This is a genomic window from uncultured Algibacter sp. (genome assembly GCF_905480415.1).
Taxonomy (GTDB): Bacteria; Bacteroidota; Bacteroidia; order Flavobacteriales; family Flavobacteriaceae; genus Algibacter_B.
Genome location: NZ_CAJQQI010000052.1, coordinates 1 through 19,239, shown reverse-complemented (window position 1 = coordinate 19,239; position 19,239 = coordinate 1). Strand labels below are relative to the sequence as shown.

12 protein-coding genes and 1 pseudogene are annotated in these 19,239 nt (G+C 32.5%); 4 read left to right on the top strand and 9 right to left on the bottom strand.

Annotation, left to right across the window (positions count from 1 at the left end):
• Positions 1-364, top strand: a pseudogene (locus tag QZ260_RS04245) (peptidase M28 family protein); the annotation flags it as partial.
• 33 nt (positions 365-397) lie between these two features.
• Positions 398-949, top strand: a complete 552-nt coding sequence (locus QZ260_RS04240) for a hypothetical protein (protein ID WP_295983086.1) — start codon at positions 398-400, stop codon at positions 947-949.
• Positions 950-1,150: 201 nt separating this feature from the next.
• Here QZ260_RS04240 and QZ260_RS04235 read toward each other — a convergent pair whose 3' ends face one another.
• From QZ260_RS04235 to lysA, 4 genes are all read right to left on the bottom strand, one after another.
• Positions 1,151-2,452 (bottom strand): APC family permease, encoded by a 1,302-nt coding sequence (locus QZ260_RS04235; protein ID WP_295983084.1) that lies wholly within the window; start codon positions 2,450-2,452, stop codon positions 1,151-1,153.
• A 135-nt stretch (positions 2,453-2,587) separates the two neighbouring features.
• Positions 2,588-2,731 carry a hypothetical protein gene (locus QZ260_RS04230; RefSeq protein ID WP_295983082.1) on the bottom strand — a complete coding sequence of 48 codons (144 nt, stop codon included), beginning with the start codon at positions 2,729-2,731 and terminating at the stop codon, positions 2,588-2,590.
• Between the two features lie 89 nt (positions 2,732-2,820).
• Entirely contained in the window at positions 2,821-3,741 is a 921-nt protein-coding gene (locus QZ260_RS04225) for a sterol desaturase family protein (RefSeq protein ID WP_295983079.1), read from the bottom strand.
• Positions 3,742-3,871: 130 nt separating this feature from the next.
• Positions 3,872-5,107: a diaminopimelate decarboxylase gene (lysA, locus tag QZ260_RS04220; RefSeq protein WP_295983088.1), complete on the bottom strand. Its 1,236-nt coding sequence runs from the start codon at positions 5,105-5,107 to the stop codon at positions 3,872-3,874.
• A gap of 200 nt (positions 5,108-5,307) precedes the next feature.
• On the opposite strand from lysA, the gene sucC reads away from it, so the two are divergent.
• Positions 5,308-6,498, top strand: a complete 1,191-nt coding sequence (gene sucC / locus QZ260_RS04215; protein ID WP_295983077.1) for an ADP-forming succinate--CoA ligase subunit beta — start codon at positions 5,308-5,310, stop codon at positions 6,496-6,498.
• Positions 6,499-6,554: 56 nt separating this feature from the next.
• Here sucC and QZ260_RS04210 read toward each other — a convergent pair whose 3' ends face one another.
• Positions 6,555-6,818 (bottom strand): DUF1456 family protein, encoded by a 264-nt coding sequence (locus QZ260_RS04210; RefSeq protein WP_295983075.1) that lies wholly within the window; start codon positions 6,816-6,818, stop codon positions 6,555-6,557.
• 378 nt (positions 6,819-7,196) lie between these two features.
• Here QZ260_RS04210 and QZ260_RS04205 point away from each other — a divergent pair, with 378 nt between their 5' ends.
• Positions 7,197-7,610: a TerB family tellurite resistance protein gene (locus QZ260_RS04205; protein WP_295983073.1), complete on the top strand. Its 414-nt coding sequence runs from the start codon at positions 7,197-7,199 to the stop codon at positions 7,608-7,610.
• Positions 7,611-7,699: 89 nt separating this feature from the next.
• Here QZ260_RS04205 and uvrB read toward each other — a convergent pair whose 3' ends face one another.
• The 4 genes from uvrB to QZ260_RS04185 all read right to left on the bottom strand — a co-directional run.
• Complete coding sequence (gene uvrB, locus QZ260_RS04200; protein WP_295983071.1) at positions 7,700-9,703, bottom strand: excinuclease ABC subunit UvrB; 2,004 nt, start codon at positions 9,701-9,703, stop codon at positions 7,700-7,702.
• Positions 9,704-9,730: 27 nt separating this feature from the next.
• Complete coding sequence (locus tag QZ260_RS04195) at positions 9,731-15,460, bottom strand: T9SS type B sorting domain-containing protein (protein ID WP_295983068.1); 5,730 nt, start codon at positions 15,458-15,460, stop codon at positions 9,731-9,733.
• A 142-nt stretch (positions 15,461-15,602) separates the two neighbouring features.
• Entirely contained in the window at positions 15,603-17,927 is a 2,325-nt protein-coding gene (locus tag QZ260_RS04190) for a choice-of-anchor L domain-containing protein (protein ID WP_295983065.1), read from the bottom strand.
• 140 nt (positions 17,928-18,067) lie between these two features.
• Positions 18,068-19,239: T9SS type B sorting domain-containing protein (locus QZ260_RS04185; protein ID WP_295983061.1), on the bottom strand; the 1,172-nt coding region annotated here is incomplete at its 5' end.

Sequence of the window (19,239 nt, the reverse complement as noted above, 5' to 3'; positions counted from 1 at the left end):
ATTTGCTTTAGAAAGTGATTCAGGAGGGTTTACACCTCGTGGTTTTAGTTTCGATTGTAACGACGCTAGTTTTAATCAAGTTTTAAGCTGGCAGCCACTTTTCAAACCCTATCTTATTCATTATTTTGAAAAGGGTGGAAGTGGAGCCGATGTTGGCCCTTTAAAAACAGAGACCAATGTTTTAGCGGGCTTACGTCCAGACTCTCAACGTTATTTTGATCATCACCATGCCAGCAATGATACGTTTGATGCGATAAATAAGCGCGAACTAGAATTAGGAGCTGCAACAATGACATCTTTGGTTTATTTATTTGATAAATATGGAGTAAATCCAATTCCGAATAAAACGCCAATAAAAAATTAATACATACATTATTGATTTTAGAACGAGAATTGAATGAAAAAAATCACATTGTTATTAGCTTTTATGACTAGTATTGGTATGGCACAGGATAAAGAAATATTACCATATTACGAAATACCAGAACACGCTGATAGTTATACAGCAGGAAGTGTAGCCTCCCGAATGTTAGATGGATTAGGATTTCGTTATTATTGGGCGACAGAAGGTTTAAGAGTGGAAGATTTAGAGTATAAACCAAGTGAATCTGGTCGAACAAGTGCCGAAACTATCGATCATTTATTAGGGCTTTCTAATTTTATACTCAATAGTATCTCAACAGAAAAAAGTAGTGATAGTACAGAAGTTCTAACTTTTATTGAAAAGCGAAAACAAACCTTATTAAATATAAAAAAAGCTTCAGAGATTTTAAGAACAATAGATGATGTCTCTCAGTTTGACAATGATAGATTTCCATTTTGGAATATTATTAATGGTCCAACATCAGATGCTTTATGGCACTGTGGACAGGTAGTGATGTTGAGACGGGCTTCTGGAAACCCTTTTAATTCTAAAGTTAATGTGTTTTCAGGAAAGTTAAGAGAGTAATTTATTGGTTTTTATCTTTTTAATGTATTAGCTCACCAATCTTATACTTAACCCAGCGAAAAGGATGATAGTAAATACCATAACAATATCTAAATCACTCATAGCCATAAATCTAGCAAATATAATATGATCTTAAAGGTCTTTATCGCTTTTTAATAGTTATTTAACTTACCCGATTTATGGTTTTAATGTTTAATTAAATCATTTCAATTTATTTTTATAAACTTTAATGAGTACATAAATAAGGCTTAAAATTCCGATTGATATTCCGGCAGCAATAGCCTCAACTTTACCAAGATTAGATAGAAAATAAATTATAATTCCCATAGCTAGAATAGGAACTAACAAACCACCAGGAATTTTAAATTCATCGGATTGAGCTTTTTGAGAATATCTCAATTTCACTACTGATATTGCAATACCAAAATATATGATAAGCATGGAGCTACTGGCTATGATGGCTAATTTTTCAAAATTTCCTGAGGCTGCAATAAAAAACGCTAAACATGCATATATTATGATTGCGATATAAGGCGTGGAAAAGGATTTATGAATTTTAGACAAACTTTTAATAGGAATAACTTGGTCTCTAGCTCCTGCATATAACAACCTTGGGTTGTTTAATATAGAACCGCTTAAAAAGCCAAACATTGAAATAGCAGCGCCTATAATTAATATCGTAAACCCTATTGGTCCAAAAATCACTTTTGCCGTTTCCGCCAGAGGTGTTGCTGTGAAATTTGGTAATGCACTACCTAAAACCCCTTGACATACAGTTTGTATTAAAGCATAAAGAATGACTACAGATAATATACTTATTAAAATAGCTCTCGGAATAGTGCGCTTAGGATTAATAACCTCTCCGCCAACAATGAGTCCTGTTTCACAACCTTGAAAAGCAAAAAAAAGAATGAGAGATGTTTCTCCCAATTGTTTTAAACTTGGAGCAGACTCTATTTGAAGATTTATGAAATTAACATCTTTCCATCCAAAAACTACAAGTAATAATAACGGGATAAGTTTTGCCATAGTATTAAATTTTACGAGGCCAATACCCTGTTTAATTCCGACGACGTTTACAGTTGCTAATCCGAAGAAAATTACAAATAAAAAGAGCAGCCTAACCCATTGTATTTCAAAAAAGGGGTACATAGAACCCAATATATCTATTAATACATTGGATACTGCCGCATCAGCAAATAATGTTCCTGCTGCAGTAAAAAAACCTCCTATAAAACCTGCGTAATCACCAAATGCTCTTTGAATGTATGCATAAGGTCCGCCAGTGATCGTTACTTTACTGCCTGCTTCAGCAAAACAAAGGGTGATGAGTGCTATTAAAATACCACAAAAGAAATAAGCGACAATACTTGAGGCTCCCATTTTAGAAGCTACAATAGCAGGTAGAGCAAAAATCCCAGCACCAATTATAATATTCATAATATTGGCAGATAGGCCTAATACACCAACACTTCTTTTTAGTCCCTCTTCTTTTGGAATCATATTTATTTTATAAAGTTACAGGTAACTCAACCACCATTTATCTTTATTATTTTGTTTATAGAGTTCGAACTTTTTACAGAGTGGAAATAATAGTAGAATTATTACAATCCAAACCAAATAAACAGAACCAAGGTTCTAGCCAAAGCCTTTTAATGCAGGTGATTCTGTAACCCAATCTTTTAGAATCATTTTTTTCCAACCAAACCCAGAAAGTTCAGCAAAAAGCAATGCTAAAGTATGAATTAAATAAATATAAAAAATAGAAAAGAATAATGGCAATCTTCCAAAAGTTTTGAAATCTATTATGAAATACTAATGAAACAATCTGTAGAATAAAAAAAATGCTCAACATATGTTGAGCATTTTTTTTATTTACTTTTTTGGAGCTTTCGTTGTTGTTTTATGGTAAGTGTACTTCCATCATGACTCCATCCAGGTGCACCAAATGCATACATGAATTTATGATACCAGTTTTTGGATTTTTTCATGTCATTCCAAATATCTTTATACTCATGAGTTAAGATAATTAATGGATTGTATGAATTTGGAGCATGTGTAACCCCATATTTTATATCTATTGTTTCATCTAGCTCTTTCCAAGTTCCAAAAATTTTATCAAAAATATTTAAGAAACCGCCATGGTTTTTGTCCATATATTCAACATTCTGAGCATGGTGTACTTGATGCATGGTGTGCGTGTTAAAAACTTTTTCTATAATACCCATTTTAGGAACGTAAACAGAGTGTAATTGAAATTGCCATAGGGCTTCTATACCCAAACAAACAACTAGCATTTCGGGAGGAAAGCCCACTGCTGGAATCCACATATAAAAAAAGGGTTTATAAAAAATAGTAAACCAACCGTTTCTTACGGCGGTGCCTAAATTAAAATTATCTGAGGAATGATGAACAATATGTGCGGCCCAAAAAAAACGGACATTGTGGTTTTGTCTGTGAAACCAATAGTAACTAAAATCATCAGCTAATTGGCATATTATCCATATATACCAAGCATAACCAAAAGATTTCCAACCCATAATATTGGTGCGAATACCATCAATTTCTGGATTAAATATTTCATAAACAAAATTAAAAAGAACTATGGCTGCTATAGTTTTAGTTAGAGGAGCAAGAATAGCAGAACCAATACCCATGGTTAGACTAGCAGCTAAATCCTTCCATTTATATAAATCTTTTTTTTCTTTGTGATGTTTACTGTAAGATAATTCGAGAAGAATTAAACCAAGAAAACAAGGAACACCGTAAACAAGTGGGTTCGTAAAATCCATTAAAATTTTTCTTTTCTCAAAAATAGACCGATTTCGTGAGTAAATTTAAATAACATCGGTTTATTTTAAAAAAAAAAGGCTTTTTAAAGCTATTTTGTCTTAAAAAGCCTTTTGGGTTGTAGAAAGAATATTACTTTACTAATACCGGTTCCTTTTTTGTGTTAAAATTAACCTCAATTTGATTACTCATTATATCTTCAAATGTTTCTCTTTTTCGTATTAAATGAGCTTTTTCATTATACCATAAAACTTCAGCAGGTCGGAATCTAGAATTATAATTACTTGCCATTGAGAAGCAATATGCACCAGTATTTTTAAAACATAAAATATCACCTTCATTAATTTCGTTAATGCGTCTATTGTTTCCAAAAGTATCTGTTTCACATATATAACCAACAACAGTATAAAAACGCTCTCTACCTTTCGGGTTAGAAATATTAACTATATCATGATGAGAACCATAAAGCATGGGGCGTATCAAATGATTAAATCCAGAATCTACCTGAGCAAAAACCGTTGATGTGGTTTGTTTTACGGCATTTACTTTAGTTAAAAAACGGCCAGATTCGCTAACCAAAAATTTACCAGGTTCAAAAGCTAGGATTAAATCCTTACCATATTCTTTACAAAAGGCATTAAACCTAGAAGATAGTTTTTCACCCAATTCTTCAATATTTGTTTCAATATCACCTTGTTTGTAGGGCACTTTAAATCCTGAGCCAAAATCGATGAAATCTAAATTTTTAAACTGTTTGGCCGTATCAAATAATATTTCACTAGCATATAAAAACACCTCAATATCTAGAATATCACTACCCGTATGCATGTGAATACCGTTGATAGTCATTTTAGTGTTTTCAACAATTCTTAATATATGAGGTATTTGATGAATTGAAATACCAAATTTAGAATCGATGTGACCTACAGAAATATTAGCATTTCCTCCAGCCATAACGTGAGGGTTAATACGTATGCATACAGGAGTTTTTGGATGCTTTGTACCAAATTGTTCTAAGATAGATAAATTGTCAATGTTGATTTGAACACCTAATTTTGCAGCCTGTTCTATCTCCTTTAACGAGACCCCATTTGGTGTGTAGATAATTTCCTCTGGAGAAAATCCCGCAGCTAAACCTAATTGAACTTCTTGAATTGAAACGGTATCGATACCAGATCCGAGTGACTTAAAAAGCTTTAAAATAGAAATGTTAGACAATGCCTTGACAGCATAATTAAGCTTTAGTTTCTTAACTCCTTTAAAGGCATTGGTTAGCCTATTATACTGAGTTGTAATTTTTTCAGCATCATAAACATAAACGGGGCTTCCAAACTCTTCTGCAATTTTAAGCATCTGACTATCTAACATAGGTTTTTTAATTTTTGTCAAAGATATTTTTTTGAAACTTATAAAAAATAAATAAATAAAAAATAATACAAATTAAACATTTTGTTAATTATTTAACAGCTATAGTATAGGCCTTAATTTATCAAAGTTTTCACAATTAAATATTAGGGTAAGTAAACGCTATTATTTACATTTGTGAATCTTAAAAAAGAAGCAATATTATGAATTTACACGAATACCAAGGTAAAGATATATTAAGCAGTTTTGGAGTGCGCATACAACGTGGTATAGTAGCCCAAAATGCACAAGAAGCTGTTGCTGCTGCAAAGCAATTAACTAATGAAACTGGAACGAGTTGGCACGTTATAAAAGCACAAGTTCACGCAGGAGGAAGAGGAAAAGGTGGCGGTGTTAAAATTGCTAAAAGCTTAAAAGAAGTTGAAGAGATTGCTGGACAAATTATAGGAATGGATTTGGTAACACCTCAAACTTCAGCTGAAGGTAAGCGTGTACATCAAGTTTTAGTTGCAGAAGACGTGTATTACCCGGGTGAAAGTGAAACAAGTGAGTTTTATATATCCGTTTTATTAAATAGAGGAACTGGCCGTAATATGATTATGTATTCTACTGAAGGTGGAATGGATATTGAAACGGTGGCAGAAGAGACGCCACATTTAATTTTTACAGAAGAAGTTGATCCTACTGTTGGTTTAATGCCATTTCAAGCAAGACGCATTGCTTTTAATTTAGGATTATCTGGAATGGCATTTAAAGAAATGACAAAGTTTGTTACTAATCTTTATACAGCTTATGTAAAATCTGATTCATCTTTATTTGAAATTAATCCGGTTTTAAAAACAAGTGATGATAAAATAATGGCTGTTGATGCTAAAGTGACTATTGATGATAATGCTTTATTTAGACATAAGAACTATGTTGATTTACGAGATGTACGTGAAGAAAGCGCTATCGAAGTTGAAGCTGGAGAACTTGGTTTAAACTATGTTGACCTAGAAGGAAATGTAGGTTGTATGGTGAATGGAGCTGGTTTAGCCATGGCTACAATGGATTTAATTAAACAAGCAGGAGGAGAGCCAGCTAACTTTCTAGATGTTGGTGGTACTGCCGATGCTGCTCGTGTTGAAGCTGCATTTAAAATCATATTAAAAGATCCAGCAGTTAAAGCAATTCTTATTAATATTTTTGGTGGTATTGTTCGATGTGATCGTGTTGCACAGGGTGTCATTGATGCTTATAAAAATATGGGAACTATAAATGTGCCTATCATTGTACGTTTACAAGGGACTAATGCAGATATCGCTAAAGAATTAATTGATAATTCAGGATTAGACGTAATGAGTGCAACTGAGTTTCAAGAAGCTGCTGATAAAGTACAGCAAGTATTGTCTTAAAATTGTTTGTTAATGCTGAATTTGTATCAGCATCTGATATAAAAAAAAGAGTAACTTTAATTGTTACTCTTTTTTTGTGTATTACTTTTTTCTCCCTTTTTTGGCATGGGCCCTCTAAGGTGAATTACAAGTCCGTTTAAAAAGTTACGTAAAATTTGGTCGCCACATTCCATATATTTAGGATGGTCTTCTTTTCTAAACAAAGCGCCCAGCTCACTTTTTGAAATTCTAAAATCTACGAGTTCTAAAATCTTTACTATATCATCATCACGTAGTTTTAGAGCTACTCTTAATTTTTTTAAAATATCGTTGTTCGTCATAATTTTTTAATTGATTTTTAATGGATGTATTTCATCGATTATCATAATTAGCTTAATCAAAACTAACGTTTAGCTAGCTTCTGTAAAGATACCTTAAATGTTGGGATTAATAATTAATTTTTATTACAAAAGATATCATTATAAAAAACTGATTACGAATATATTAGGTGTATTTTATTTAGGTAAAATCATGATCTAATAAAAGATAAAATGCAATTTTTTTAGTTTAATAAAATCAAATTATTGATGAAGTAAACATTAATCACGATTAAATACCTACTGTTTTTCGATAAGTTACATTATATCCACGATTATTAAAAGACTGTTCTGCGTAACTTTATGTTGTAATTAATGTATACCTAAAGAAAACCTAATAGCATGGTAAATAGAGTAGAAAAATTAAGCCTTTTGTCAGAAATGATAGCTTTTGCTAAACATGATAAAGATATAAGGCGTATGGAGTATAATTTCCTATTAGGAGTAGCGAAGCAATTAGATATTTCTCGTGAAGATTTTGAATATTTGTTAGAAAATCCGGTAACATACACGCATTTAAAATCACACAGTGAGCGTATTGTTCAGTTTCATAGATTAGTTTTATTGATGAACATTGAACAAGAGTTTAATGAAGACAATAATTCAGCAGGAGTTATCAAGTTATATAATTTTGGTTTGAGAATGGGACTTAGTCACGAATCTATAACTAAGGTTTTATATTTAATGGAAAGCTTTCCAAACAAAATTGTACCACCAGATGTTTTGATAGATATTTTCAAAACACAATATAATTAAAATTCAGTTCATTTAGATTATTCTAAAAGACATCAAATATTAGTGTTGATTATAATTTACAAAGAGTAGATTGCTAAAAAGCTAAAAGTTTATACTTTTAGCTTTTCTAGTTTATTTTGGTAGTTTTTTATTTCGTCGCGCAGTTTTGCGGCTATAATAAAGTCTAAAGCTTTTGCGGCACCCTCCATAAGTTTTCTTTTTTCTCTTATTTTATTCTCAAGTTCAGATTTACTCAGGTAGTCACTTTCTGGTTCAGCAGCTTTCAATGCTTCTAATTCATAACTGTAAGTACTAACCGAATTTTTTGATAAGGCATTATCTAAGCTTTTATTTAGAGCCGTTGGAGTTATGTTGTGTTTAGTATTGTAAGCTATTTGTCTCTGGCGTCTGTATTCCGTTTCATCAATTGTTTTCTGCATGCTTTTAGTTATTTTATCTGCATACATAATAGCTTTTCCATTTAGGTGTCTAGCAGCTCTACCTACAGTTTGTGTTAAGGAACGTGCGGAACGTAAAAATCCTTCTTTATCAGCATCCAAAATAGCAACTAATGAGACTTCTGGTAGGTCTAAACCTTCACGTAATAAGTTTACACCAACTAAAACATCAAATAGACCTTTCCTTAAATCTTGCATGATTTCAACACGTTCCAAAGTATCTACATCACTATGAATGTAGCGACACCGAATTTGAATTCTATCTAAATATTTAGTTAATTCTTCAGCCATACGTTTGGTAAGTGTAGTCACTAAAGTACGTTCGTCCTTTTCAATGCGTTGTTGAATTTCTTCAATTAAATCATCTATCTGATTTAAACTGGGGCGGATTTCAATAATTGGATCTAGTAAACCGGTTGGTCGAATTACTTGCTCCACATAAACGCCGTCTGTTTTTTGTAATTCATAATCGGCAGGTGTGGCACTTACGTAAATCACCTGATTCTGAATAGCTTCAAATTCTTCAAATTTCAATGGTCTGTTATCCATAGCTGCTGGAAGTCTGAAACCATAGTCAACTAGATTTTCTTTTCTGCTTCGGTCACCTCCATACATGGCATGTACTTGTGAAATAGTTACATGACTTTCATCGACTACCATTAAATAATCATCTGGGAAATAATCTAGTAAACAGAATGGACGCGTACCAGGAAGCCTGCGGTCCAAATAGCGTGAGTAGTTTTCAATACCAGAACAATAGCCTAATTCACGTATCATTTCTAAGTCGAATTCCGTACGTTCTTTAAGGCGTTTTGCTTCTAAGTGTTTACCAATCTCTTTAAAATAATCATGTTGTTTTACTAAATCATCCTGAATTTCTTTAATAGCACCTTGCAACACATCAGGAGATGTTACAAACATATTTGCTGGATATATAGTAAGTTGGTCATATTTTTCAATGACTTTATTTGTTTGAATATTAAAGGCTTCAATGTCTTCTATTTCATCACCAAAAAAGTGAATTCTAAAAGCATCATCAGCATAACTCGGAAAAATATCAACCGTATCTCCTTTTATTCTGAAATTACCATGCTTAAAATCTGCTTCTGTTCTAGAATATAGACTTTGCACCAATTGATGTAATAATTTTGTTCGAGAAATAACCTGATCGCGTTTTAAAGAAATTACATTCTTTTGAAACTCAACAGGGTTTCCAATACCATATATGCAAGAAACGGAAGCAACAACTAGAACATCTCTACGACCAGAAAGAAGTGATGATGTTGCGCTTAAACGCATTTTTTCTATCTCTTCATTTATAGATAAATCTTTTTCTATGTAAACCCCCGAAACAGGAATATAAGCTTCCGGTTGGTAATAATCGTAATAGGATACAAAATACTCAACTGCATTATTAGGGAAAAACTGTTTAAATTCAGAATATAATTGGGCTGCTAATGTTTTATTATGCGCTAAAACCAAGGTTGGCCGTTGTACTTCTTCAATAACATTAGCAACTGTAAAGGTTTTTCCAGAGCCTGTAACACCAAGTAGGGTTTGGTATTTTTCATTTGAAGAGATGCCATTTACAAGTTGTTTTATAGCTTGTGGCTGATCTCCAGTAGGACTAAACTCTGATTCAATTTGGAACTTCATGGTGCAAAATTACGCAAAATATACATGCTATCTTTTTAAAGTGAAATGACCCGAAAACTGTCTACCATCTTCAAGTGAAACTTGAAACCAATAATCATCCGTGGGTAATATAGCTCCATTATAAGTGCCATCCCACCCATCATATTGAACCAATAATTGCTTTAGTAATTTACCGTAACGATCATAAATTAGAACAGTCGTGTTAGGTTGAATCGTTTCGTTAACTCCTTCAATCTTCCAAAAATCATTAAGACCATCTCCATTCGGAGTAAAGTATTTTGGATATCCAATTACTGAAATATCTAAAGTTGATACTCCGCAAATATCATCCTTAACATGTATGGTATAAAAACCAGCTCTAACATTATCAAAGAAAGGTTCATTTTGATATACAATAAAAGTAGAACCTTCTTCCTGTAAAGCATATTCATAATGACCCATGCCTAAATTAGTAGTATTAATCGTTACAGAGTTATTTTCTGAAAGGTCAACTATGATCACATCTTCTTGGGTTATAGTAGCAATTTCAGAAGCATCTACATGAATTTCTCTAGCTCTATAGCAACCAGTGCCATCAGTTTTGGAAAGTGTAACTGTATAAGTTCCTGGGGTTGAAATCGTAATTGTTCTATCATTTGAGATAAATTGATTGGTACTTGTTCCGTCCAAACTTGTCCATAGCCACTCATAATCAAAAGTTTCAGATGAATTGAATTCGAAAGGTTCTAGCAAAATTGAAAATGTAGGATCAGATGAACAAACTATATGAGGAGATTCCACAGTAAAATCTGGAAGTGGGTTTACTACCATATTAATAATGGCATTAGCAACGCAAGATCTATTGTTCGGATTTACAACTTCAACAATAATTATTTGGTTTTCGGAAATTAGAGGGTTTGGTAAGCTTGACTGATTAAATTGATAAATACCATTCTCGTCAAAAAAAGCATAATAAATTTCCATACCTGTTTGAGTTCCTAAAATAGTACTTGTAAAAGCCGAAGTGTCGAAAGGGTAAATCCCATCATCATCAATATCGCCAGCATCACCATCACATACTACTTGTTGAGGAATGGAGTTAGCAATAGGTTGTTCATCTATAACAAAGTCTATAGTCGTTTCATCATAACATGCACCATCGGGGTCTTGTGTGTTATTATTAGTAACTCTAATAGTAATGGTTTGGTTTTCGGTTAAAAATGTGGGTTGTATTGGGCTTGTTACAGATGTTCCATCAGTGTATAATAAAGGATTTCCATTTGAATCAAAATAAGCAATAGTTACATTCAAAGGGTTTTGTCCATTTAAAACACCTGCTTCTAGTTGAGACACATCGAAAGGATAGTTTAAAACTATATCTGTTATATCAAAATCACATACTCTTGCAATTGTTATAGGATTAGCTATTGGTAAAGCTTCAACATTTAAAAGATTTGGAAATTCTTCAAGGCCTAAACAATCGTTTCCTAAATCGCTTTTTACTCTTACCCAAATACTTTGAATATTTGGAGAATTTGTATTTTCATGATTAGCAATATCTAATATTTCATTGGTTTCTAACTCAGCATCGGTTTGACTTTCATAAAAATGAACACTCACATTAAAAGTAGAAAATATATTAGTGCTAATATCGTTTCTAATATCTGTCATATCAAAAACAGAAACACCATCTCTATTATCAGAGCCATCATCACATTCAAACTTTGGAGCTGGCATATATAAAGCTAAAGCTGCACTGCTTGGATTTACTTCTAAAGTTATTGGTACTACTCTAAAACAAGTATTGGGGTTCTCTACACGAATCCAAACTATTTCAGATGTAAAGCCTAAAGCGTCTTGATAACCATCTGGGTTAGTAGTTGCATTTTCTGAGTTTTCTGCTTCAGTTTGTGTTTCAAAATAAGTAAACACTAGTCCTTGAGCTATATAGTTTGTATTTATCTCTTCCTTAATATAATCTAGGGTTAAGTTAAAAAATGCTTGTCCGTCATTAGAATCGTCGTCACATTGAGAATATATATTGGGGTTATTTACTTGAGGCAATTCGAAAACCTCTATTTCAAAAGATGTATCCGTATAACAATTAGTAAATAGATTATTAGTAACTCGAATGTAAATTGTTTGTAAGCCAGAAACCTTATTATCAAAAGCAGTAGGTGTAGTTATTTGGTTTAAGTAGCTAGCATCTGAGAAATATGTTATTGTAAAGTCTGAAGCCGATTGACCATTAAGGATTTCTGTTTCTTTTTGAGTTAAATCTAAGGTTATAAAACCATCAGTGTCATTGCCAACAGAATTATTATCGCATTCCTGAAGTCTCGTCATTGTTACAGAATCAGTAGGGAAAGCTGACTCATAAACTTCAATATTAAAGCTTGAAGTATCAAAACAAGATGTGTTGTTGTCGTTTTCAACTCTAGCATAAATAGTAGTATTATCACTTTCAAAAGGACTTGTAATGGCATCGATATTTCCATCGGCATCAAATTGCGATATGTGATATGTTATTGTCATTCCAGTAACAGTAGTAATAGAATTATTTTGTGTTGTAAGATCAAAAGGCATGGTGCTATTATTATCGTCATCACATAAACGTATAATTGGGGCGGTATTAGCAATTGGTAATTGGTCAACAATTAAATCTATTTCATCTGAATAGATGCCACAACTATTCCCAACTCTATCTAACTTAACTCTATATAGGTATCCATTATAAGTTATTGGAATCAAACTGATAGTTAAATTAGCTGTTTGAGTACCAGAATACGTTGTATTGTCTACTATATTTGTCCAATTAACACCATCTATACTTAACTCCCAATGGTATGTTTCTGTTTCGGGAGATATAACACTAAGACTTACTGTTGATAGCTCACAAGCTATGGTATTAACTGGTTGGGTTGTAACACTAATTGGAGCAGTTGTTAGGTAATCTATATTGGGTAATGTATAGCCATCAGTAGCATTGTTTACCAAACCATTTAAATCTATTATCGGAGGTATATCTCCAAGAAAATTGTCTTGATTCCCATCTGAAAAACCAGCCTCAATAACATCACTACATCCATCATCATCACTATCAGAATCTAAATATGTGAAAATAGTATCGTTATCTAAATCATTTAAGATATACCCAATTGTATTACTGTCAGGTGAAGTTTCAGCAGCATCTGCCCATCCATTAATGCCATAAGTAGGACCATCTTCAACACCATTTAAATCGGTGTCTGATAATGTTCCTAATTGGCCGGTTTCTATCAAATCGGAAATACCATCATTATCACTATCTAAGTCATAAAAATCTAAAACAGTATCACCATCTGTGTCAATTGGTAAAGCTAAAATATCAAAAACATCATCTAAACCATCTAGATTTACATCTATTGAAGATAGAGTAATTAGTGTTCCTTGATTTTCAATAATATCTGGAATTCCATCGTTATCACTATCTAAATCAAATGCATCTTTAATACCATCTAGATCATTATCATTTTTAAAACATGTAATGGTTAAACCACCAGTAAAAATTGAGGAAGTAGTACCGTTTTCTAATTTGTGTACAAAAGTAAATCCATCTACTTGATTTGCTAAAAACTTATAAGGTGTATTTCCAGTAGGTGAAGAATTTATTCTAAAATGAATTTCGGAACCAGAAATTTGTGTCACACCAGCTTCAAAAATACCATCAAAATTTGAATCTATTAATAAATGGTCATCAGGGTCGACTAAGGTTATGTTTTTGTTTACGGGGAGAATTCTAGCTATGAAAAATTCATCATCTATATCAGTGTTTGGGAGCGAAATTGTTTCTTTAAACTTTACATTTACTGGTTCTGTAAAAGTAATAGCATACATGTTTTCTGCATTGGTAGCATTACTTAAAATACTAATGAACTCACCAGAACTATTCCCGCTAAATATATTTACATTACCCAAATCATTGGATTGGGTATAGTTACCACTTGCAATCGTATTATTTCTTGTATTGTCTTGAAAAATTAATTCTGGGTTGCTTAAAACACTTGTATTTAAGGCAGCATCCCCTTTGGATTCTGTACAATTTAATATACCATCATTATCATTGTCAATGTCAATATTATCAATAATACCGTCATTGTCTCTGTCATCAGGACAAATACTAACCGGAATTGCAATAGATTCTAATTCTTCGCCTGTACAGGTTATAATACCTACAAGTTTATATTTACCAGGCTGGGTAGGTGTGATTAGAGAGGTGGTAATCATTAAATCTACAAAGCCTGATCCAGAACCATCATCGAAAAGCCATTTGAAGCTATCAAAATTTTGAGTATTTGCAGCTTCTAAAGTAACATTTGGTATACAATTTCCTAAGGTGATAAACTGTGTGTCAAAATTAATTTCAGGAGCTGAAGGGAATCCTGAATAAAAGCTTCCAGAAGTTGCTGCTCCATTAACATTAAAATAGGCTACATATAATTCATCATTACCTTGCACAGAAACGTTACCATTAAGTCCATTTATTTTATAAGTTATATAATCTGTTTTGCCATCAACGTTGTTAGGACCTGTAGTAGAAAAGTTTGTAAGTGGGAGATTGTTTATTGTTACAATGGCTCCAACTTTGGTAACTATAGATAAACCGCCACTATACTGTGTGTTGCCAATGTTATCTATATCTGCAATATTATCAATATTCCCTCTAGTTTCACAACTTAAAGGAGGTACAAAAAACATGCCTTGATTAGCTTCGCTATTCGATCCAACACCTTGGTATGCAAAAACCTTTTCAGAAGTTTCAACATACATGTTTCCAGCACCATTAAACAGATTGCCCTCAATTAAATAATATTCTCCAGCATTTATTGTTGTTACAGGAGTATTTCCATTTATACTTATAGAGGTATTGTCTGAATGTGCAACTATTAAAATATTTTCCCAAGCATTATCACCACCTCCTTTTACAAAAATATATTCTGTTCCTATTTTATCTAGACCTACTATTTGGTCTAAGCCATAATCTCGTGCTCCTCCGTTATGAAAACTTCCATTAGCAGATCCGCAATTAACAACAATGGGTTTGTCAGCATTAACCAATGTACCAATTATACCATCTCTATTGATTACTGCATCATTACTATTAGTAGCGATGGTATAGCTTTCACCTTCATTTAGAATAATATTTACTGGAGTTGTTCCTGTGTAGTTTTTTATTATTAACCCAGCTGGCATATCGCTAAATACAACTTGTGTATTATCTTCTGTTGCCATTACAGAAACAAAGTTTAAATAATTACTTTGTGGATTTTCATTAGTATAACTGCCAATTCTAAATACTGTGCCTAAAGCAGCAGCGCCTTTACTTACTATAGCTCCAGCTTGTGCACCACCACCAGCATTCATCCTAACTGAAACATATATTGGTGCCTCAGCCTCTATAATATAGCCTCTATCATTTGTAACTACACTGGTTTGAGTTGATGGGATAAATAATTGACCATTGCCAGTGCCAATTGGTATTTGTTGAGGTGCAGCATTTGAAACTATTCCGGTCATGTAATTTACAGCTGGTTGTCCTACAGGTATTATAGTATATGGGATATTAGAATTACTAGGTGTAGAAAGATAAATATGCTGATCTTCCACATTAGCATTTCCAAAAGCAGCACTTGTTAAAGGCGGTATATAATGCTTCTTACTTAATTGAGAAAAACCTTTAATACTGAAAAGTATTATTAGAATAAATAAAAAACTTTGTAAAGGATAATTCTTAGGCATTTTTTCAGAATAAGTAATAATCTAAATGTTTAATTAAAAACTAAAATATAACATTTAATATTATTGGACTGATAAAGCCTTTCAAGGTTTAATTTTGTAGGATGAAATACTTAAAAATTATTTATTGAATAGTAATGAGAGTTTATCTTTTTAAAGCAAAATGACCTCGATATTCTTTTCCATCTTGAAAAACAACTCTGAACCAATAATCATCATTCGGGAGATAAGAACCATTAAAAGTACCATTCCAACCAGGTTCTAAAGGATTAATGGTTTTTAATAATTTCCCGAAGCGATCAAAAATAATTATTTTAATATTTGAGTTAAACTGAGCATTTACACCAAAAGGTTTCCAAGTATCGTTATACCCGTCATTATTAGGTGTAAAGTATTTAGGAAACCCTAAAACAGAGACTTCTTTAGATACTATTCCACAGCCATTTTTATCGTATATATAAACGGTATGAAAACCAGCTTTAACATTAGTAAACACATTATTATCATCATATATTTCTGTGTTTAGTGCAAATTGGTAATCGCCCTCACCAGATGCATTTATTGTAATAGAATTATTCGACGATACTTCTTTAACTATTATATCATCTATTGTTGCCGTATTTGACATAACTACTAATATTTCTCGTGTTGCAGCACAACCATTTTGATTGGTTGCAATTACAGAATAGGTACCAGCTTCATTTACATCGATTGTATCAGACGTATCGCTAATGCTTTGGCTATTTGCAAACCATTGGTATGAATAATTACTCGGGTTATCATTTAAAACACCTGAATATAGTTGAATGGTTTTTGGATAGGTATTGAGGCAATAAAACTGAGATTCGTTTCCTAATAATAATGGTGTAAAAATCACATTCAAATTTATAGTGCTTATAGCATAGCAATTTCCATTGTTTTCAATTTTCACAAAAAGCGTTTCAAAATTTCGGGTTTCGTTTGTGTAATTTCCGTTTATGGCATTAACGTCATTTAATGCGTCTTGTTCATTTTTATAAAAGCTTATTGTTAATCCGTTGGGAATTAGAGGAGCTACATGCGATTTTAAATTATCGGTGTTAAAAACTGAAAATCCATCAATAATATCATCATCACAAATATTAAAATCAGGAATAGTTATCGTAATGTTTGAAATGCCTAAAGTTATTTCGGCAACAGAAAAACACTTAAATGCATTTTCTACTCTTGCATAAATAATTTGTTGTGATGTTGTGTTTTGAAACGCTACAGAGTTGGGTATTTCGTTAGAATTTTGTTCTGCTTCTATAGACGTTAAAAAGAAATTTTGGACTGATAATGATGAATCTCCGCTAACAATATTTGGTACAGCATCAAATAAATTATAAGTCGTTAAACCGTCTTGATTACTATCGCATTCAATAATATTGGTATTTGAAACTATAGGATTTGGAGCGTATTCAATAAGTATTTCACCGTAAGAAAAACAGTTGTTATTCAACGTGACTTCTACATTGTATTTCCCAGTTTGTGTAACATCAAAAGTTTCGCTAATACTCCCTAATTGCTCCACATCGTTAAAAAACCATCTGTAAGATGTGGCCCCAGCTTGAGAAGCATTTAGTTCTAAAGTGTCATTTTCACATAGTGCACTGATTGTTGATACTAATCTATTTGATCCCAAATCTGTATTTAATTGAAAACTTCCGGCTTCAAGAAAAACAGCAGAGTCAAATCTATAATTTTGTTCGTCTGCAATTACTAATTTCACATGATAGGTATGACCAGATAATACATTTGCAGTTGCTGTAAGAACCTTAGTTTGACCGTTAAAATTAATAGGTGCAGCAGCATTATTCCAACTTCCAAAATAACTTTCATTTTGTGCAGAACACCCATTTGGTATATCTGGATGTACTGTGGTTACTTTTACAGGTATTTGTGTATCTGGAACTAATGCAATATTTGTATAAACTTGGTCTGACGCCTCCCGGATTAAAAACCCGAATAAATCTGAAAACTTACATGTGTTTGGGTTTCCTTGTTGATATTCTTCTGAAGCAAAAAGATACCTAAAACTTACTAAATTTGCTGCTGATGTAAATTCAAATTCTATGATTGTAGCATTGTACGTATTGCTTTCATTTAAAACAGTTTCTAAATCATTATCACCGGTCCAATTCGCTGCATCATCATCGCTTAAAGTTGTATTTGGACCTTCAACATTACTTAAACGGCCAGTACTTAAAACAATGCCGCTTTGAAAAGGAAATGTTGTGCCCGTGGCATCAAAATACCCATAACTTTGATCTGTACCCCCAAAATCACCACCAATAACATTCGTGACCACTACATTGGTTATACAGTTACTATCTATTAAAACATCTTCAATGAGTTGTTGTGGTGTAAAGATTTGGTCATTTACTTGTACGTTTTGAGCAAATAAATTTATGCTAAATAGGATGTAAAATATGTATATAAGGTATTTCATTTATAACAAATGTAAATGACTTTAAAGTAACATAAAATTTATGTTGAACGTTTTAAAGTAAAAAATGCCATAAACTATCGGCCATCTTCGGAAAAACCTTTAAAACTGAGCAAAATTATATATGTAATGGTAACGGAAGGTTATCTTTTTAAAGTAAAATGGCCTCTAATATTGAAAGACTTTCCGTTTTGAACAATATCAGCTGAAAACCAATAATCATCTGAAGGCATATTTTGCCCATTGTATGTGCCATCCCAACCGTTTGATAAATGTGGAAGCGTTTTAATTAATTTTCCATATCTATTATAAATATAGACTAAAGTTCCTGGTAATTGATTAGCTCCAACGATATGCCACGTGTCATAAGCATTATCATTATTTGGTGTTACAAATTTTGGAATATCAAATACAAAAACTTCTTTAGAAACGTCTAAACAGCCATTTAAATCTCTTACGGTAACACTATGCTCTCCAAAGGAAACATCCTCAAATATGTTTGAGCTTTGTGGTTCTCCTCCATCTAAAATAAAAACATAATCACCAATTCTAGACTGGTCAATTTCAACAGTAATTCTATTAGGGTCTGCAAAATTAACTGTAGGCGTAAAATTAATTACAGCTTCGTCTGAAGGAATCACATCAAAATTGTGTGTATACGAACAATCATTTCCAATTAGGTTGGGTCGGGTAACTGTTACAGAATATAAGCCTGGGCTTGTTGGGGGAATTATGATTTCACCAGTGGTAGCCCCAGTAGACCATAAATAAGCATCGCCCGCTACTCCTGTATCTGCACTAACTACTATAGGTTGGTCATTACATAGGGGTACAATTTCATTTATAGAAATAACAGGTAAGGGGTTTATACGAATGTTAAACTGGGTAATATCAAAACATCCCGAACTGTTAATTTCAAGCCGTACATATATTGTATCTGAGTTAATAGCAGAAAATAGATTTGGTAAAGCCTCTAATTTATTTTCAGCATTATCTAAATCGCCATAAAATGTAATTGAATGATTTGAAGGATTTAAACCACCTAAAATTATATTGTTATTTGTTGTTAAATCGAAAATTTGAATACCGTCGTAATCATTATCACAAGCTACCAAATCGGGAGGTGCAATAGCAATTGGGTTTTGGTTTATTTGTAAAACAAAAGAAGTTACAATTGGGCACCCTGTTGTAATATCTGAAACTCTAATAAAAATTTCGTGGCTAACTGTTGTATAATTAAATGTACTATTTAAAGGCGCTAAATTATTATCAGCATCGTTTTGGTTATCATGATATGATATGTTTACTAACGAAG